This window comes from Bradyrhizobium sp. AUGA SZCCT0177 (assembly GCF_018130125.1).
In the GTDB taxonomy this organism is placed as follows: domain Bacteria; phylum Pseudomonadota; class Alphaproteobacteria; order Rhizobiales; family Xanthobacteraceae; genus Bradyrhizobium.
This window is the reverse complement of sequence record NZ_JAFCMA010000002.1, coordinates 158,091-175,334: the sequence shown is the minus strand read 5'-3', so window position 1 is coordinate 175,334 and position 17,244 is coordinate 158,091. Positions and strand designations below refer to the sequence as shown.

At 62.8% G+C, this 17,244-nt stretch carries 17 protein-coding genes; 9 read left to right on the top strand and 8 right to left on the bottom strand.

The window, feature by feature from the left end; translation table 11 throughout:
• Positions 1-230: 230 nt before the first annotated feature.
• The 4 genes from JQ597_RS03120 to msrA form a co-directional block, all read right to left on the bottom strand.
• Positions 231-395, bottom strand: coding sequence for a DUF3309 family protein (locus JQ597_RS03120; RefSeq protein ID WP_212034340.1), 165 nt, complete (start codon positions 393-395; stop codon positions 231-233).
• A gap of 162 nt (positions 396-557) precedes the next feature.
• Entirely contained in the window at positions 558-932 is a 375-nt protein-coding gene (locus tag JQ597_RS03115; RefSeq protein WP_249133825.1) for a hypothetical protein, read from the bottom strand.
• 244 nt (positions 933-1,176) lie between these two features.
• Positions 1,177-1,581 (bottom strand): peptide-methionine (R)-S-oxide reductase MsrB, encoded by a 405-nt coding sequence (gene msrB / locus JQ597_RS03110; RefSeq protein WP_212262783.1) that lies wholly within the window; start codon positions 1,579-1,581, stop codon positions 1,177-1,179.
• A gap of 24 nt (positions 1,582-1,605) precedes the next feature.
• Positions 1,606-2,325 (bottom strand): peptide-methionine (S)-S-oxide reductase MsrA, encoded by a 720-nt coding sequence (gene msrA / locus JQ597_RS03105; RefSeq protein ID WP_212262782.1) that lies wholly within the window; start codon positions 2,323-2,325, stop codon positions 1,606-1,608.
• Between the two features lie 264 nt (positions 2,326-2,589).
• On the opposite strand from msrA, the gene JQ597_RS03100 reads away from it, so the two are divergent.
• Entirely contained in the window at positions 2,590-4,266 is a 1,677-nt protein-coding gene (locus tag JQ597_RS03100; protein ID WP_212262781.1) for a caspase family protein, read from the top strand.
• Between the two features lie 119 nt (positions 4,267-4,385).
• Here JQ597_RS03100 and JQ597_RS03095 read toward each other — a convergent pair whose 3' ends face one another.
• On the bottom strand, positions 4,386-5,495 hold the full coding sequence (locus JQ597_RS03095) for an ATP-dependent DNA helicase (RefSeq protein ID WP_212262780.1): 1,110 nt from the start codon (positions 5,493-5,495) through the stop codon (positions 4,386-4,388).
• Positions 5,496-5,679: 184 nt separating this feature from the next.
• On the opposite strand from JQ597_RS03095, the gene JQ597_RS03090 reads away from it, so the two are divergent.
• Positions 5,680-6,891, top strand: coding sequence for an LLM class flavin-dependent oxidoreductase (locus JQ597_RS03090; protein ID WP_212262779.1), 1,212 nt, complete (start codon positions 5,680-5,682; stop codon positions 6,889-6,891).
• 27 nt (positions 6,892-6,918) lie between these two features.
• Here the strand turns inward: JQ597_RS03090 and JQ597_RS03085 are convergent, their stop codons facing one another.
• Positions 6,919-7,161 carry a hypothetical protein gene (locus JQ597_RS03085; RefSeq protein ID WP_212262778.1) on the bottom strand — a complete coding sequence of 81 codons (243 nt, stop codon included), beginning with the start codon at positions 7,159-7,161 and terminating at the stop codon, positions 6,919-6,921.
• Positions 7,162-7,527: 366 nt separating this feature from the next.
• Positions 7,528-8,511 carry an ABC transporter substrate-binding protein gene (locus tag JQ597_RS03080; protein WP_212262777.1) on the bottom strand — a complete coding sequence of 328 codons (984 nt, stop codon included), beginning with the start codon at positions 8,509-8,511 and terminating at the stop codon, positions 7,528-7,530.
• A gap of 487 nt (positions 8,512-8,998) precedes the next feature.
• On the opposite strand from JQ597_RS03080, the gene JQ597_RS03075 reads away from it, so the two are divergent.
• The 7 genes from JQ597_RS03075 (at position 8,999) to JQ597_RS03045 (ending at position 15,803) form a co-directional block, all read left to right on the top strand.
• The gene (locus JQ597_RS03075; protein ID WP_212262776.1) at positions 8,999-10,099 is read left to right on the top strand and encodes an ABC transporter substrate-binding protein; all 1,101 of its coding nucleotides are present in this window, start codon (positions 8,999-9,001) and stop codon (positions 10,097-10,099) included.
• Positions 10,077-11,117 carry an ABC transporter permease gene (locus tag JQ597_RS03070; protein ID WP_212262774.1) on the top strand — a complete coding sequence of 347 codons (1,041 nt, stop codon included), beginning with the start codon at positions 10,077-10,079 and terminating at the stop codon, positions 11,115-11,117. Before JQ597_RS03075 ends, JQ597_RS03070 begins: the two co-directional genes overlap by 23 nt.
• Positions 11,111-11,908 carry an ABC transporter ATP-binding protein gene (locus tag JQ597_RS03065; protein ID WP_212262771.1) on the top strand — a complete coding sequence of 266 codons (798 nt, stop codon included), beginning with the start codon at positions 11,111-11,113 and terminating at the stop codon, positions 11,906-11,908. Before JQ597_RS03070 ends, JQ597_RS03065 begins: the two co-directional genes overlap by 7 nt.
• Positions 11,902-13,086, top strand: coding sequence for an acyl-CoA dehydrogenase family protein (locus JQ597_RS03060; RefSeq protein WP_212262768.1), 1,185 nt, complete (start codon positions 11,902-11,904; stop codon positions 13,084-13,086). The genes JQ597_RS03065 and JQ597_RS03060 overlap by 7 nt, the downstream gene beginning before the upstream one ends.
• Positions 13,087-13,123: 37 nt before the next feature.
• Positions 13,124-14,224 (top strand): LLM class flavin-dependent oxidoreductase, encoded by a 1,101-nt coding sequence (locus tag JQ597_RS03055; protein WP_212262766.1) that lies wholly within the window; start codon positions 13,124-13,126, stop codon positions 14,222-14,224.
• Positions 14,221-15,162 (top strand): ABC transporter substrate-binding protein, encoded by a 942-nt coding sequence (locus tag JQ597_RS03050; RefSeq protein WP_212262764.1) that lies wholly within the window; start codon positions 14,221-14,223, stop codon positions 15,160-15,162. Before JQ597_RS03055 ends, JQ597_RS03050 begins: the two co-directional genes overlap by 4 nt.
• Positions 15,163-15,293: 131 nt before the next feature.
• On the top strand, positions 15,294-15,803 hold the full coding sequence (locus tag JQ597_RS03045; RefSeq protein WP_212262763.1) for an Lrp/AsnC family transcriptional regulator: 510 nt from the start codon (positions 15,294-15,296) through the stop codon (positions 15,801-15,803).
• Positions 15,804-16,117: 314 nt separating this feature from the next.
• Here JQ597_RS03045 and JQ597_RS03040 read toward each other — a convergent pair whose 3' ends face one another.
• On the bottom strand, positions 16,118-17,086 hold the full coding sequence (locus JQ597_RS03040) for an aliphatic sulfonate ABC transporter substrate-binding protein (RefSeq protein ID WP_212262761.1): 969 nt from the start codon (positions 17,084-17,086) through the stop codon (positions 16,118-16,120).
• Positions 17,087-17,244: the final 158 nt, after the last annotated feature.

Below are 17,244 nucleotides of genomic sequence, written 5' to 3'. Positions count from 1 at the left end.
GTGACCTCAATCTTTTTGGCTCGTTCGTCGAGCGAGTGGGGATTGGATGACGGTGGGCCGCTATCCCGGGCGGCGCGCCGTGCACGTCATTTCGACCCCCAATATAAGCCTGTTTGACAGAAATGCGACTCCTGATGCGCAGATCGGGGGTGATGCTGAATCCGCGCATGGCTGGCTTTGGGTCCGTTTCGGACCGAAATAAGCCCTGTTATTTCAATGGGCTATGACGCCTAAAGTTTGCGCAGCAGGACCAGGATGAGCAGCACGATCAGGATCACCCCGATAAGCCCCATGCCGGAATGGCCGAGACCATAGCCGTAGCCGCCAAAACGGCCGGAGAAGCCGCCCAAGAGGAAAATAATCAGGATGATGATCAGTATCGTGCCAAGCGACATGGCGACCTCCTGAAAGCGTGGCCGGCGTCAGGTGAAAACGCCCCGCGGCCCGGAGCAAAGCATACTCCAGGCCGCGAGTCCTCGCTCCGCCGAAAGGGGGAATTGTCATTCCGGGGCGCATCGGAGGTTCGCTTCGCGCCCCGGGATGACGCGCTTAGCGCGTCATTTTTTGCTCTCGTCGATCGGCAGCACCTTCAGCGGCGTCGAATAGGGCTCGACGCGCAGCGAGTCCGAGGCGAGCAGGCCGATCTTGTGCAGCGGCGCCTGTTCGAGGTCGCCCGAGGCGGATTTGTGCACGGCGTATCGCCAGACGCTCATCGAGCCCTTGGCCACCAGCATCTTGGCGATGCCGCCGGCGTTCTTGCCGTCCATCTGCGCCAGATCGTCCTCGGCGATGCCGATGACGATTTCATCTTTCGCGGTAATGACCTTGAACAAGGAGACCTTGTCGGCGGCAAAAGCGGGCTGGATCACAACGCTCTCCATGATGAGGGTGGCTGCGCCGAGACCGAGCAGCAGACGTTTCGATATTTGCATTGAACTTTCCTTGATTTGCGCGCCGGGCAAACCGGAGAAGCCCCCCTGAAAATGAAAAACCCCGCGCGACCAGCTCTTGGTCGCACGGGGTGGGAAATGAGTTCGAATGATTGGTGTGATTATTATCCATCGTGTCGTCATGGCCGGGCTTGTCCCGGCCATCCACGTCTTATTGGCGGCACGAAGAACGTGGATGCCCGGGTCAAGCCCGGGCATGACGAGTGAGGGACGACGGCGGCTGACGCTATTTCGGCTGCAGCTTCAGCGCGGCCGAATTGATGCAGTAGCGCAGGCCGGTCGGTCCCGGGCCGTCCTCGAAGACGTGGCCGAGATGGCCGTTGCATTTCGAGCACAAGACCTCGGTGCGGATCATGCCGTGGCTGATGTCGCGTTCCTCGTCGACATGGCCATCCGCGGCGGGTGTGGTGAAGCTCGGCCAGCCGCAGCCGGAATCGAACTTGGCGTCGGATTCGAACAGCGTCTGCCCGCAGCCGGCGCAGGTATAGGTGCCCTTGCGGTGCTCATGCTCGTATTCGCCGGAGAACGGCCGCTCGGTCGCCTTTTCGCGCAGCACCGCATACTGCATCGGCGTCAGCTCGCGGCGCCATTCGGCCTCGCTCTTCTCGACCTTGGTCTTGGTGTCGGACATGGAGTCTCCTTTGAATTTGGTCCCTCAGTTGCTGGCCTTCGCACTGCTCACCAACGTCGGCTTATCGAGGTAGTCGCTCGCAAAGATCTTCTTGAGGTTATGGACCTTCGGGATGTCGTTGAAGGCAATATAGGGCTGGTTCGGGTGCAGCGTCATGTAGTCCTGGTGATAGGCCTCCGCCGCGTAAAACGCCTCCAGCGCGCCGACCTTGGTCACGATCGGCTTCTTGTAGACCTTGGCGGCGTTGAGCTGGGCGATATAGGCCTCCGCGACCTTTTTCTGCTCGTCGCTGGTGGTGAAGATCGCCGAGCGATATTGCGTGCCGGTGTCCGGGCCCTGGCGGTTCATCTGGGTCGGATCGTGCACGACAGAGAAAAAGATCTGCAGGATCTTGCCGTAGCTGATCTTGTTCGGGTCGTATTTGACCTCGACCACTTCCGCATGCGCAGTGGTTCCCATCGAGACCAGATTGTAGTCGGCAGTTGCCTTGGTGCCGCCGGCGTAACCGGACACGGCATTGACCACGCCCGCGGTGTGCTGGAACACGCCCTGGACGCCCCAGAAGCAACCGCCGGCAAGGACCGCGGTCTGGAGGCCGCTGGCCGGCTGCACGTCGGCGGCGGGCGGGGGGATGATCACGGCTTCTTCCGCGGCGCGCGAGGGGGTGACGGCGAACGCGGCAATGGCGAGCGCGCCGATGGCGGCGGCGCACAGCGAAAGGCGGCTGGATCGGCGAGGGGACATGGTTTCCTCTTGGGGCTGTTGGAAGGCAGTTTAGAGCGGGAGCCGCGTTTCGCAATCGGCGCAGCTTCCTCAGATACGCAGAGATACGGGCCTGGGCTCATTTTGTTACGGCCGGCGACACACGAGTTCGTGAATGAAATCGCGCCGGCGCAACACGTTAGGCGCGATGTTTGGCCACGCTTGACCGGACCTCGCACAGCTTCCCACAATGAACCGCCGGCAGCCTCCGGCGACGCAAAATTCATGCGCCGGAGCGTTTCACTGATGTTGCGCGCCTTCTTCCTGGTCATCGTCACCCTTGTCGCCGCCGGCCCCGCGCGGGCGGCGGGCGAAATCGACACCTGCCGGAATAAGGACACGGAACCGGTCGCAAGACTGGCCGCCTGCGAGACCGTCATTGCCGACAACAAAATGCCCGCCAAAGCCAGGGCTGGCGCTCTCGCCGTTCGCGGCGAGGCGCTGATCAAGAAGCGCGACTATGACGGCGGGATCGCTGCCTATACCACGGCGATCGATCTGGTTCCCGATAACGCCGGATATATCAACATGCGCGGCCTCGCCTATAGCAGCAAGGGCGAGGACGAACGGGCCTTGGCCGACTACGCGCAGAGCTCGAAACTGCAGCCGAACTTCTCGAGCCCCTACAATAACCGCGCCCTTATTTTCATGCGTCAGGGCGACCTGCAGCGCGCCCTCACCGAACTCGATTCCGCCGTCAGGCTCGCGAACAACGACGCCAGCCGGTACAATCACCGCTTCAACCGGGGACGCGTGCAGACGTACCGCAAGCAATACGACGCGGCGCTCGCCGATTTCGCCGAGGCGAAAAAGATCAATCCCGACGCCCCGCAGGTCGCGGCCTACCGCTGCATCACCTACACCGAGATCAGGAAGTTCGACGAAGCGATCGCGGATTGCAACGTGGCGTTGGCCCACACGCCGAATTCGGTCTATGCGATGACCAGCCGCGGCAATGTCTATCTGGCAAAGGGTGACCTCGACGCTGCGCTGAAGGATTACAACGAGGCGCTCAAGATCAACCCGAACAACATCCGCGCGCACGCCAACCGCGGCAAGGTGTTCGAAAAACGCGGCGACGCCGCCGGCGCGCGCGGCGAATACCGTTCGGCGAGCGCTGCCCTGACCAAGTTCGATGATATCGATACCGCCATTGCGCGCCGCTTCGCCAAGGAGCGCCTGGCGGCGCTGACGGCCGTAGCCCCCGCGTCATCAGGTCCGCGCAAGGTCGCCCTGATCGTCGGGAACAGCGCCTACAAGAACGTGCAGCCGCTTGCCAATCCGGCGCGCGACGCCAAATTGATCGCGTCCACGCTTCGCGACCTCGGCTTCGCGACCGTGACGCTGGCGCCGGACCTCACCCGCGACAAGTTTTTCGCGGCCCTGCACGAGTTCGGCACGCAAGCTGAAAAAGCCGATTGGGCGGTGGTTTACTATGCCGGTCACGGCATGGAGATCGGCGGCGTCAACTATCTGATCCCGACCGACGCCAAGCTCGCCGCCGACCGCGATGCGGAGACGCAGGCGGTGGCGCTCGAGCAATTGATCGCCGCGGTTTCCGGCGCGCGCAAGCTGCGGCTGGTGATATTGGATGCCTGCCGCGACAATCCGTTCGAAAAGAACATGCAGCGGACCATTGCGCTGAAGCTGGTCAACAAGGGCTTTTCCAACATCGAGCCGGAGGCCGGCTTCATGGTGGTCTATGCCGCCAAGCACGGCGAGACCGCGCTCGACGGCGATTCCGTCAACAGCCCGTTCGCGACCGTGCTGGCGCGTGAACTCAAGACGCCTAAGGTCGAGGTACGGAAACTGTTCGATATTGTCCGCGACGACGTCTGGACGATGACCAAGCGCGCGCAACAGCCGTTCACCTACGGCTCGCCGCCGGGCAGGGAAGATTTCTATTTTGTCGCGGAGAAGTGACGCCCTGGCGTCATTCCGGGATGGTGCGCTAGCACCAGACCCGGAATCTCGAGATTCCCCGATGCGCAATTGCGCATCTGAGGTTCGATGCTTCGCATCGCCCCGGAATGACCGTTTCCCTACACCACCACGCTCAGCCGCTTCGCGGCGCGCGTGATGCCGGTGTAGAGCCAGCGCGCGCGGCTGTCCTGGAACGCAAAACTTTCGTCGAACAGCACCACGTCGTCCCATTGCGAGCCTTGCGACTTGTGCACGGTCAGCACATAGCCATAGTCGAACTCGTCATAGGGCTTGCGCTGCTCCCACGGGATGGTCTCGATGGCGCCGCCAAAGCAATCGCCGCGCACCGAGACCTTGGTCACCTTGTGGCCGAAATCCTCATCGGGCGACAGCCGCATGGTGATGATCTTCGATTTCGACTGCGCGCGCGACTTGACCCGCCACAGGCCGCCGTTGAACAGGCCCTTCTTGCGGTTGTTGCGCAGGCAGACCAGCTTGTCGCCAGCGACCGGCAAGGGATCCTCGATGTTCTGTTTCTGCCGCACCCGCATGTTGTAGGCGCGGCGCGTGTTGTTGCGCCCGACCAGTACCTGATCGGCCTTCATCACCCGGTCCGGGTCGAGTTCGTTGCGCGACACCACCTCGCTCTCGCCATGGCGGCCGATCTCGAGTTCGCGGCCCTCGCGGATATCCATCGACATCCGCACGATCGGATCGTCCTGGGCCTGGCGATGCACCTCGGTCAGCATCGCGTCGGGCTCGCAATCGGTGAAGAACCCGCCGCCCTGAATCGGCGGCAGCTGCGCGGGATCGCCGAGCACCAGCAACGGACAGTCGAACGACATCAGATCGCGGCCGAGCTCGGCGTCCACCATCGAGCATTCGTCGATCACGATCAATTTGGCCTTCGAGGCCGGCGCGTCGTCCCACAGTTCAAAACTCGGCTGCTCGACGCCGGATTCGCGCGCGCGGTAGATCAGCGAATGGATCGTGGAGGCGTTGTCGCAGCCCTTGTTGCGCATCACCAGCGCGGCCTTGCCGGTGAAGGCCGCGAATTTCACCTCGCCGTCGACGCCGTCGGCGATGTGCCGCGCCAGCGTGGTCTTGCCGGTTCCGGCATAGCCGAACAGCCGGAATACCGGCGGCGTGCCGTTCTTGCCAGGCTTTGCCTTCATCCAGTCGGCAACGGCCTTCAGCGCGGAATCCTGATGCGGCGTAAACGTGGTCATTTGGTCTCGGCGGAGGGGCGAGCGGGCCGTGATCGGCCGCGACTCAGGCAGACCCTCAAGCTAACCATTCGCGCGTTCCATGCAAGCCGGCTTCCGCGGCGCGGAATTGGAGTTTCACGGCCGAGGCTAGACTTGGGCAGCGCGGCGAATACACTGCAACAAAACAACAATCGGGAGCGACGTCATGAAGTTCGGCATCTTTTATGAGCTGCAACTGCCGCGCCCGTGGGAAGAGGGCGATGAGCTGCGGCTCTACCAGAATGCCCTGACGCAGCTCGAGACCGCCGACCGGCTCGGCTATGACCATGCCTGGGTCGTGGAACATCATTTCCTGGAAGAATATTCGCATTCGCCGTCGCCCGAATCGTTCCTCGCCGCCGCTTCCCAGCGCACCAAAAAAATCCGGCTCGGCCACGGCATTTTCCAGCTCACCACCAACCATCCCGCCCGCGTCGCTGAACGCGTCGCTGTGCTCGATCTGCTCAGCAACGGCCGCTGCGAATTCGGCATGGGCGAGAGCGCCTCGATCACCGAACTGACGCCGTTCGGCCGCGACATGGAGACCAAGCGCGAGGTGTTCGAGGAGGCTGTCGCCGCGATCTTCCCGATGTTCACGAAGGTGGGCACCGAGCATCACGGCAAGTATTTCGACATCCCCTTGCGCAACGTGGTGCCGAAGCCGGTGCAGAAGCCGCATCCGCCGCTGTGGATGGCGTGCTCGCAATTGCAGACCATCGAACGCGCCGGCGAGAACGGTTTTGGCGCGCTGGGCTTTCAGTTCGTCAGCGCCGAAGCCGCGCATGCCTGGGTGCACGCCTATTACAACGCGATCACCAAGCGGCTGAAGAAGCTCGCCGACTACGAGATCAACCCGAACATGGCGCTGGTGTCATTCTTCATGTGCGCCAAGACCGACGAGGAGGCGCGGGCGCGCGCCGATGGCGCGACCTTCTTCCAGTTCGCGCTGCGCTATTACGGCGCGTCGCAGAACCGGCAGCGTCCCGACCCCGGCACCGTCAACATGTGGGACGAATACAACAAGTGGAAGCGCGAAAATCCGGAGGCGCAGGAAGCGGCTCTGCGCGGCGGCCTGATCGGCTCGCCGGAAACCATCCGCAAGAAGTTGCGGCGGTTTCGTTCCTCGCACATCGACCAGGTGATCCTGCTCAACCAGGCCGGCAAGAACAGCCATGAGCACATCTGCGACTCGCTGGAATTGTTTGCCAAGGAAGTGATGCCGGAATTCCAGCACGATCCCGAGCACGAAGCCTGGAAGGCCGGCGTGATGAGCGGCGCCATCCAGCTCGAGGAAATCGACACCGAGGCGTTCAAGGACCGTTACGGCAAACTGGCGGTCAGCGTCGCGCCGACGCCGAAAGTTGCGGCGGCGGGATAACCGGCAGGTCTTGCGAAGGTGTCTTTATCAGGAGGCGTCGAACAGCGCGATAGCCCGTTCCTTGACAGCTCCGCCGCTGCCATCCTCGCGCGCGATCAGGACGTAGTCCGTGCACGGCACTCCCGATTTTGCGGTGGTGAAGCGCCTGTGGACTTTCGCGCCGTGAACAATATTGAAGTACAGCGCCGCGCATTCATCCTCCAGCTGTCGGAAGCATGAGAGCTCTTCGCGCGCGCCGGCGAGATGCCGGATGGTGTAATGCGGGATCATGTCTGATGCGGCCCAGTACGTTTCGTTGAGTAGCCATCCGCCGGAAAGTTCAGAATTCTAGTGAAATCCCCAGACGATCATGGCCAGCAGTGCCGCTTGGCAGATGATCGCTGCCGCCATTTTGATTGGATAGATCGTGCTGCGTTGAATCATCTGTGACCTCTGCGCTCGCTCGCGTGGCCGTGACAAGTCATCTCGAACGAGGTCGATTATTCCCTCGGGGCGTTGCTTTTTGAATTCCAAAGCTACGCAGGTTCCCCGCACAACATTCTCCGGATGCAGCCAACCACAGAAGAAACTTCAACGGCCGAGGCCAGGGGGCGGCACCGGAATGCCGACCCTTGTCCGTTTCATCTGAGTGGTGAGTTAGTTCGATCCGGCGGCCGCCGCCGTAAAGCTGCGATCGACGGCCTTGCTGACATCGAGCGTCTTGGAAAGGATGCCGTAGCGGGTGGCGCGGTCGGATGCCGCCTGAACTTCCTTGACGATACCGGTATCGATCACGATCGGGCTGGTTTTTTGCGCGGTGTAGGCGCTGAGCAGCACGTCTTCCGGCAGCTTGGTCAGTTCGGACGTGTTCCTGGCATATTCGGGCAGGTGATCCAGCGACCACAGCCGCGCCTTGTTGAGCCGCTGCACGAGATCCTGCACGGCCGCGCGCTTGGTGGCGATGGCGGAATCGGATGCCACGATGAAGGTGATGGTCGGCGTCAGGCCTTCGCCGTTGGCGACGACGCGGGCCTTATCCTTCAGCGTCGCGTAGGAGACGTAGGGCTCCCACACCGCCCATCCGTCGATCGAGCCGGCGACCAGCGCGATCTTGGCATCGACTGGACCCAGCGGCGCGAAGGTCGCGTCGTCGACCTTGTAGCCGGCTTTCTCCAGCGTCGCGTCGATCAGGAACTGGCCCCAGCCGCCGCGCGTTCCGGCCAACCGCTTGCCTTTTAAATCCGCCGCCGTCTTGATCGGCGAATCCTGCCGGACCAGGATCGCCTGGGTGCGGGCATCGGAGCGCGTGCCGCCAATCGCCTTGATCGGTGCACCGGTGGCATAGACGGTGAGAAACGACAGATCGCCGGTGTAGCCGACATCGAGCGCGCCGGCATTCAACGCTTCGAGAATAGGCGCAGCGGCAGGAAATTCCGACCATTCGATCTTGTAGGGAAGATCCCTCGCCAATCCCGCGATTTCGAGCAGCGAACGGTTGCCGCCCTTCTGGTCGCCGACGCGCAGCGTCACGGTGTCCGCTGCCATGGCCGAAGCTGTTATCGCCAGCCCCAGCGCCGCGCCGACCAGCGTGGCGCCAAATTTACGGATGCGTGAGCGCGTTGTTGATTCGAGTTTGTTCATGCCTTTGTTCTTTCCGGTGTGATCCGCCGCATTGCGTGAGGCAATCAGCGACGCACCAAGCGTACGAGCGACTGCTCCGCAGTCAATGAAATGGCTGACTGAATATTTTGATGCACCGGCAATGATCGCCTCGCTACTCACGCGCGAATAAAAATTGTCTGCTGTGCGGCTTGAACTCGTTCGAAATCGGAAGAATTGAATCGATGCGGAAGCGCTGCATATTTTGCGAGCGCGCAAAAACCGTTTCATCGCACGTCGATATCAATGTGGAGATAATCTCTCCGTTCGCTTTCACATTCAAAATTCCATTTCATTGACGACGGCGTTGCTGCCGCGCATCATTTGAACGTCAGATCAACGGGGCGAGATCGGAGTCTCGCGGGGATTGAACCGAATAACCGATCGCCAGTGTGGAACATAACGGGCCACAGCATCCACGTGCTGCGCCGACGGCGGCGCCATGCCGTTTTGAGAGCAGGAGTGCAGGATGTCACGAGATGGAAAGAACGACGTAACGCGGCTGGATCGCCGAACGCTGTTGCGCGGCGGAGCTGCCGCGGCGCTCGCCGCGCCGCTAGGCGTGTTTGGCGCGCAAGCCTTCCCGTTTCGTGCGGCCACGCCCGGCATCGACTTCTCGGAGTTTCCGATCTGCAGGACCGCTTCCAACGCGCCGGCGCTCACCGGGGCGCCGCGAAAGCTGAAACTGTCATGGAATGCCGGCGCGGTCTGCCTCGTGCCGGTTCCGGTGGCGATCGACCAGGGCATCTTCAAGAAACACAATCTCGACGTCGAACTGATCAACTACAGCGGCTCGACCGATCAGTTGCTGGAAGCGATCGCGACCGGCAAGAGCGACGCGGGGCTCGGCATGGCGTTGCGCTGGCTGAAGCCGCTGGAGCAGGGGTTTGACGTCAAGATCGCGGCTGGAACCCATGGCGGCTGCATGCGGGTGCTGTCGCGCGTCAATTCGGGCGTCGACAGACTGGCCGACCTCAAGGGCAAGATCGTCGCGGTCGGCGATCTCGGCGGGCCGGACAAGAATTTCTTTTCGATCCAGCTTGCCAAGCAGGGCATCGATCCCAACAAGGATGTCGACTGGCGCGCCTATCCCGGCAATTTGCTGCAGCTCGCCGTCGAGAAGGGCGAGGTTCAGGCGTTCCTCGCCTCCGATCCGATTGCCCATATCTGGCTGAAGGACAGCGCCTACAAGGAGGTCGCTTCCAACCTCGACGGTGAATACAAGGACAAGACCTGCTGCATCCTCGGATTGCGCGGCAGCCTGGTTCGCGAAGAACCGCAGGTCGCACGCGCCATCACGCAGGCGCTGCTCGATGCCGCCATGTACACCGCGCAAAACCCTGATGTCGCCGCGCCTTCGTTCCAGCCTTACGCCCCCAAGACGGCGAGCCTGCAGGATCTGCAGGCCATGGTCCGCTACCACACCCATCATCACCATCCCGTCGGCGAAGTGTTGAAGCGGGAACTGAAGGCTTATGCGGACGACCTGAAGAGCGTTTCGGTCTTCAAGGCCAGCACCGATACGGCGAAATTTGCGGAGCGGATCTATGTCGACGTATTCGGCGTCTAAGACGGTCGCTCTGGCGCAATCGGCGGAAGAAGGCGCAGCACTTTCGGGGCGGCCGCTGTCGCTGGCGGTCTCGTTTCCGGCAGGCGGGACCGGCGTGTTCGCAAGCCTGGCGTGGGTCGGGTTTGGCATATCGTGCCTGTGGTGGCCGGATATCGGTGACTGGACGCGCACCCATCAGCTTGCGGCCGCGGCCTTCGTCATCTCCGGCGTCATTTTCCTGGCGACGGTGGCGGGCAGCCGGCTCGGGCGGTTCAATGCCGGCCTGCAACGGCGTGCGCCGTGGCTGCTGGTATCGGCGTTATTCCTGACGCTGTGGGAGGTCGCGACCGCAAAGTTCGGGTGGCTGCCGCTGCCGTTCTTCCCGCCGCCGCAGTCGATCATCGAGGTCTACACCGATGATTTGCCCAAATTGCTCGACAGCATCATCGCGTCTGTAAAGCTTCAGCTCGGCGGATATGTCATCGGCGCCACGGTCGGCTTCCTGACCGGCGTCTCGATCGGCTGGTCGCGCAGCGTCGGTTACTGGGTGCATCCGGTGCTGCGGTTCATCGGCCCACTGCCGGCGACGGCGTGGCTGCCGATCGCGTTCTTCACCTTCCCGTCGAGCTGGAGCGCCAGCACGTTCCTGATCGCGCTGGCGACCGGGTTTCCGGTCACGGTGCTGACCTGGTCCGGTGTCGCGAGCGTCAGCAACGCCTATTACGACGTGGCGCGAACGCTCGGCGCGAAACCGTCGTTCCTGGTGCTGAAGGTCGCGATTCCCGCAGCCTTGCCGCATGTGTTCGTCGGCCTGTTCATGGGCCTCGGATCGTCATTTGCGGTGCTGGTGGTTGCCGAGATGATCGGCGTCAAGGCGGGGCTCGGCTGGTATCTGCAATGGGCGCAGGGCTGGGCGGCGTATGCCAACATGTATGCCGCGTTGATCGTGATGTCGCTGCTGTGTTCGGGAGCGATCACGCTGCTGTTCCGGACGCGCGACCGTCTGCTGATCTGGCAGAAGGGAGTCGTCAAATGGTAGCGCATGCCCTTGCCGAAGCGGTCACTTATCCGGCCGTCGGTGCCTCGCTCGATGTCGAACGCATCAGCCACGCCTTTGACATCGACGGCAATGTCTTGCCGGTGCTCGACGATGTCAGTTTCAACGTCAAGCCCGGTGAGTTCATCGCACTGCTCGGTCCCTCCGGCTGCGGCAAGTCGACCTTGCTGCGGCTGGTCGCGGGGCTTGAGGCGCCGCGATCGGGCGTGCTCCGCGAGGACGGCGATCCCGTCACCGGACCGTTCCCATCCCGGGTCGTGGTGTTTCAGGATCCAACACTGTTTCCGTGGCGAACGGTCTGGAACAACGTCGCGCTTGGGCTCGAGGCGCAGGGCATCCTGAAGACCCAGCGGCATCGTGTCGATGCCGCGCTTGACCTCGTTGGCCTGTCGCAGTTTCGCAATGCCTATCCGCATCAATTGTCTGGTGGTATGGCGCAGCGTGTCGCGCTGGCGCGGGCGCTGGTCAACGATCCAAAGATCCTCATCCTCGACGAACCGCTCGGCAAGCTGGATTCGTTGACGCGGATCACGATGCAGGCCGAGATCGTCGCGCTGTGGCAGCGCAAGGGATTTACCACGCTGCTGGTGACCCATGACGTCGAGGAAGCCTTGTTCCTCGCCAACCGCGTCATCGTGTTCAGTGATCGTCCCGCGCGCATCAAGGCCGACATCGCGGTCGATCGGCCGTATCCGCGGCACCGCGGTGATCCAAGGCTGGCGGAGCTTCGCCGCAGCATCCTCGGCCTGCTCGGATTGGACGCGACATGGTGAGCGCGATCAACAGTTCGATACGCAAGGAGCCGCCGGCGGAGGCCACGCCGGTGCCGTACGATTGCGCGCGGGCGCTGGCTTCCGAATTCGCAGCGCGCGCCGCGCAGCATGATCGCGACGCCAGTTTTCCGCATGAGAATTTCAAGGAGCTTGCCGAGGCGGGTCTGTTGGCGCTGACCGTGCCGACGGCGCTGGGTGGCCACGGGGCGGGTGCGCTCGACACGGCGCGCATCCTCGGCATCTTCGGCAAGGCCGATCCATCGACGGCGCTGGTGCTGTCGATGCATTACATCCAGCATCTGGTGATGGCGCGCAGCACACGCTGGCCGGGGCGTCTGTCCCGCAAACTGGCGCGGGAGGCGGTCGACGGCGTGGCGCTGATCAATGCGCTGCGGGTCGAACCGGATCTGGGCTCGCCCGCGCGCGGCGGGCTGCCGGGGACAACCGCGCGAAAGACCGAGACCGGATGGCGGCTCTCTGGCCGCAAGATCTATTCGACCGGCGCGCCGATCCTGAAATGGTATGCGGTGTGGGCAAAGACCGACGAGCCGGAAATGCGCGTCGGCCTGTTCCTGGTGCCTGCGGGATTGCCGGGCACGCGGATTATCGAAACGTGGGACCATCTTGGCCTGCGCGCCAGCGGCAGCCATGACGTCGTGTTCGAAGACGTCGTGTTCCCGCTCGACCATGAGATCGACGTCCGCGCTCCCGAGGAATGGCGGGTGCCGGATTTCACCCAGTCCGTGGTGCATGCGATCTTCGTCGCCGCGATCTATGACGGCGTCGCCCGTGCGGCGCGCGACTGGCTGGTCGAATTCCTCAGGAATCGGAAGCCGTCCAACCTCGGCGCATCGCTGGCGACGCTGACGAGGGTGCAGGAGATCGTCGGCGGCATCGAGGCGCGGCTGGCCGTCAATGCCCGCCTGATCGACAGCTTTGCGGGCGATTTCGACGATGGCGTGCAGCTCAGCGCGTCCGAATCCAGCATCGTCAAGCTCACGGTCACCAACAATGCGGTCGCGATCCTCGAAGACGCGCTGTCGCTGACCAGCAATCATGGTCTCACCCGCGCCAATCCGCTGGAGCGGCATTATCGCGATGTCATGTGCGGGCGGGTTCACACCCCGCAGGACGACGCTACGCGAGTCAACGCCGGACGCCTCGTGCTCGGCGTCTGAATATCAACGAACCAATCCCAAATTTTGGAGCAAGCCCATGTCAGTGGAATTCATCGGATACATCGGCAGCAATTATTCGTCCGAAACCGTCGTGCGGAACGGCCCGATTCTCGATCGGTACTATGTCGAGACCGTTGCCAAGGCGCATGAGAACGCAGGCTTTGATCGCGCGCTGCTGGCGTTCCATTCCACCACGCCGGATGGTCTGCAGATCGGCCAGCACGTGCTCGGCGTGACCGACAAGCTCAATGTCTTGATCGCGCAGCGGCCCGGCTTCACCGCGCCGACGCTGCTCGCGCGGCAGCTTGCGACCGTCGATCAACTCTCCGGCGGCCGCGTCGCCCTGCATGTCATCACCGGCGGCAACGCCACCGAACTGCGGCAGGACGGCAACGTCATCGACGACAAGGACGAGCGCTACGCCCGCACCAGCGAGTTCCTGGATGTGGTTCGCGCCGAGTGGACAAGCGAAAAGCCGTTCTCCTATGACGGCAAGTATTACCAGGTGCAGAACGGCTTCTCGCAGCTGAAGCCGTATCGCAGCGACGGGATTCCGATCTTCGTCGGCGGCGGCTCGGACGCGGCAATCGAGGTCGCGGGCAAGCATGCCGATACGTTCGCGCTGTGGGGCGAATCCTATGCGCAGGTGCGCGATGTGACGTCGCGGGTTCGCGGGGCTGCCGCGAAACATGGCCGGCCGACGCCGCGCTTCAGCCTCTCGGTTCGCCCGATCCTCGCCGATACCGAGGAGAAGGCCTGGGTCAAGGCCGATGAAATTCTGGCCCGCGCCACCGCGCTGCAGGACAAGACCGGATATCGCAAGCCGGCGGACGGCCATGCCACCGCCGGCGCGAAACGGCTGCTGGCGCTGGCCGAGCAGGGCACCCGGATCGACAAGCGGCTATGGACCGAGATCGCCAAACTCACCGGCGCCAACAGCAACACCACGGCGCTGGTCGGCACGCCCGAACAGGTCGCCGAAGTCTTTGGCGACTATTACGATCTCGGCATCAGTCACTTCCTGATTCGCGGCTTCGATCCCCTGATCGATGCCATCGACTACGGCCGCGAACTGATCCCGCTGACGCGTCAACTGATCGCCGGACGCAGTGTTGCCCGGGGAGTGGCAGCGGAATGATGCGCGCCATTCTCGTTGCGGGCCTGCTGCTGGGTGCGATTGCCTCGGCGGATGCCCAGACCACCCTGCGGGTCGGCGATCAAAAGGGGAATTCGCAGGCCGTGATGGAAGCTGCCGGCGTCCTCAGGGATGTTCCCTACAAGATCGAGTGGAAGGAATTCCCGGCCGCGGCGCCGCTATTGGAAGCGTTAAGCGCGGGCGCGATCGAAACCGGCCTGGTCGGCGACGCGCCGTTCACCTTCGCCGCGGCGGCCAACGTTCCGGTGAAAGCCATCGCGGCGATCCGGCAGAGCCGCGAGGGTCTCGCGGTGCTGGTCCAGAAGGACTCAGCCGTCCGCGATTTCGAGAGCCTGAAAGGCAAGAAGATCGCGACCGGCCGTGGCTCGATCGGTCATCAACTGATTCTTGCCGCGCTTGAATCGAAGGGCTGGTCGACCAGCGACGTCCAGATCGTGTTCCTCGCGCCGTCGGACGCCAAGGTTGCGTATACGCAAGGCTCCGTCGATGCCTGGTCGACATGGGAGCCGTATGTGAGTCAGGAAGAAGTCCTGTTCCAGTCGCGGCGCGTGATCACGGCTGAGGGTCTTACGCCGGGACTGGGCTTCCAGGTCGCGACGCCGAACGCGATCCGCGACAAGCGACCGGAACTGGAAGATTTTGTCAGGCGGCTGACGGCCGCGCGGGCGTGGTCACAGACCAATGTCAGCGCCTACGCCGAGACGTGGGGCAGGCTGATGAGCATTCCGCCCGCGGTGCCGCTGAACTGGCTGAGCCGGGCGAAAATCCGCGTCGCGCCGATCGATGACGGCGTTGTGGCCGACGAACAGCAAACCATCGAGCTCTATTTCCGCTCGGGCCTGATCAAGCAGAAGCTCAACGCCGCCGACATCGTCGACCGTTCGTTCTCCGGGGCGATCGGCAAGGGCGCGGGTCTTTAGGCTGGCGAAGGCGCTCCGCGCAGCAAGTCTTTCTCCGACCGTGCCAAATTTCGAAACGGTGGCCGGCTTGTGTGGAATTATTTTCTGAATAGCATTGTCGACAGCAATGCATTTGGAAGAAAGTTTCACATATGAGCGAAGTTGTTACGTCTGGCCCGGAACAGACCCGCCGCATCGATGCGATCGACCGCAAGATCCTGCGGGTACTTCAGGAAGACGCATCGCTGTCGGTAGCCGAGATCGGGGAGCGCGTCGGGCTTTCCTCCACGCCGTGCTGGAAGCGCGTCCAGCGCATGGAGAACGAGGGCATCATCACCGGCAAGGTCGCGCTGGTCGACCAGAACAAGATCGGCCTCGGGCTGTCGGTGTTCGTGTCGGTGGAGAGCGACGATCATTCAGATGCGTGGCTGAAGAAATTCGCGGCCGCCGTCAGCGCCATGCCTGAAGTCATCGAGTTCTATCGTATGGCCGGGGACGTGGACTATGTGCTGCGCGTGGTCGTCGCCGACATGCGGAGCTATGATCTTTTCTACAAGAAGCTGATCGGCGCCGTCGCGCTGAAGAATGTGACCTCGCGGTTCGCGATGGAAAAGATCAAGTCGGTCACCGCATTGCCGGTTCCGGCGTTCGAGGCGGCATAGAAGCCGCCTCGCTTAGAGCGTGTTGAGTTTACGTCTGGTTGCGAGCCACGAAGAAGGTGCGCTCCCTCTCCCGCTTGCGGGGGAGGCGCAGGCGGCCTACGGCCGCCGTCCTTGAGCTTAAGAACGCCGATGCGTAGCATCGGCTATGGGTGGGGGTGTCTCCACAATTGACACTCCCCGTGTGGAGAGAGCCCCCACCCGGCGCTTCGCGCCGACCTAAGAGCGAGCTTCGCTCGTCTCGACCCCCGCAAGCGGGAGAGGTGCAGCGAGTCTGCCGCCACACCATTCAACCCAACATCATGCCACCGGTTCGATCAGTCGCGCTTCGGCGTCCAGATCTTCGCATCGCCCGCGTTGACCTTTACCGGCAGCAATCCTTCCGCAAAGAACGCGTCGGCAATGCGTTGCTGTTCGGACAGGCCGGGCGCTGTGACGATTCCGACCTTGTAGGAACGGTGACTGTTGGCTTCCTTCACCGTCGCCGCATCGATGCCCCAGAGCCCCGACAGCAATTTGGCCGCGTCGTCCTGATGCGCCTTGACCCATTTGCCGGTCTCGTCGAGCTTGCCGAAGATGGCATTGAGCACGTCGCCGCGCCGATCGGCAAACGCAGCCGACGACAGGTAATATCGCTTGTAGCTCGCGAGGCCGTTGCTGCCGTCGGACAGCACCCGCGCGTTGGACTGGCGCTGGGCGCTGGTCAGGAACGGATCCCAGGCCACCCACGCATCGACATTTCCACCGATGAAGGCGGCGCGGCCGTCGGCCGGCGTCAGATAGGCCGGCGAGATATCCTTGAAGCTCAGGCCCGATTTGGCCAGCGCGGCGAGCAGCAGGAAATGACTGCCGGCGCCTTTTGTCACCGCAACCTTCTTGCCCTTCAGATCGGCCAGCGTCTTGATGGGCGATTCCGCGCCGACCAGAATGGCCTGCGCCGACGGGGAGGCGGCTTCTTCCGCGATATAGGCAAGCCTGGCGCCCGCGGCTTGTGCGAACAGCGGCACGGTATCGGCGACGTCAGCGCCGAAGTCGATGTTACCGGTGTTGATCGCTTCCAGCAGCGGCAGGCCGCTGGTGAATTCATGCCAGGAGACGCGGACGCCGAGCGACGCGAGCGCTTTTTCCAGTTCGCCATTGGTCTTCAGGATGGCCGTCAGCGTCGAGGATTTTTGATAGCCGATGCGAATCGTATCGGATGGCGGTGTCTGCGCGGCCACGGATGTTGCTGAAACGACTGCGATGGCTGCGATGGCTCCGATAATCGATGTGGTGCGGTTGCGCATGGAGTTTGATCTGCCTGACATTAAAGGGATCAAAACAAGCTAGAGGCCGCGCAACCGCGGTCAATAGAACCGTTCTTTCTTGTTGTCACGCGATCCGCATGACGATGCTACGCCGGTCTGCATTCGCAGAGAGAAATTCCAGGCGCATATTTGATAGG

Coding starts and splice junctions, on each gene's coding strand:
- JQ597_RS03100 (WP_212262781.1), top strand. CDS start 2,590: ATGTTGCGCGCCTTCTTCCTGGTCATCGTCACCCTTGTCGCCGCCGGC.
- JQ597_RS03095 (WP_212262780.1), bottom strand. CDS start 5,495: ATGACCACGTTTACGCCGCATCAGGATTCCGCGCTGAAGGCCGTTGCC.
- JQ597_RS03090 (WP_212262779.1), top strand. CDS start 5,680: ATGAAGTTCGGCATCTTTTATGAGCTGCAACTGCCGCGCCCGTGGGAA.
- msrB (WP_212262783.1), bottom strand. CDS start 1,581: ATGTCCGACACCAAGACCAAGGTCGAGAAGAGCGAGGCCGAATGGCGC.
- JQ597_RS03115 (WP_249133825.1), bottom strand. CDS start 932: ATGCAAATATCGAAACGTCTGCTGCTCGGTCTCGGCGCAGCCACCCTC.
- JQ597_RS03040 (WP_212262761.1), bottom strand. CDS start 17,086: ATGCGCAACCGCACCACATCGATTATCGGAGCCATCGCAGCCATCGCA.
- JQ597_RS03070 (WP_212262774.1), top strand. CDS start 10,077: ATGTCGACGTATTCGGCGTCTAAGACGGTCGCTCTGGCGCAATCGGCG.
- JQ597_RS03050 (WP_212262764.1), top strand. CDS start 14,221: ATGATGCGCGCCATTCTCGTTGCGGGCCTGCTGCTGGGTGCGATTGCC.
- msrA (WP_212262782.1), bottom strand. CDS start 2,325: ATGTCCCCTCGCCGATCCAGCCGCCTTTCGCTGTGCGCCGCCGCCATC.
- JQ597_RS03085 (WP_212262778.1), bottom strand. CDS start 7,161: ATGATCCCGCATTACACCATCCGGCATCTCGCCGGCGCGCGCGAAGAG.
- JQ597_RS03075 (WP_212262776.1), top strand. CDS start 8,999: ATGTCACGAGATGGAAAGAACGACGTAACGCGGCTGGATCGCCGAACG.
- JQ597_RS03120 (WP_212034340.1), bottom strand. CDS start 395: ATGTCGCTTGGCACGATACTGATCATCATCCTGATTATTTTCCTCTTG.
- JQ597_RS03065 (WP_212262771.1), top strand. CDS start 11,111: ATGGTAGCGCATGCCCTTGCCGAAGCGGTCACTTATCCGGCCGTCGGT.
- JQ597_RS03080 (WP_212262777.1), bottom strand. CDS start 8,511: ATGAACAAACTCGAATCAACAACGCGCTCACGCATCCGTAAATTTGGC.
- JQ597_RS03045 (WP_212262763.1), top strand. CDS start 15,294: ATGAGCGAAGTTGTTACGTCTGGCCCGGAACAGACCCGCCGCATCGAT.
- JQ597_RS03060 (WP_212262768.1), top strand. CDS start 11,902: ATGGTGAGCGCGATCAACAGTTCGATACGCAAGGAGCCGCCGGCGGAG.
- JQ597_RS03055 (WP_212262766.1), top strand. CDS start 13,124: ATGTCAGTGGAATTCATCGGATACATCGGCAGCAATTATTCGTCCGAA.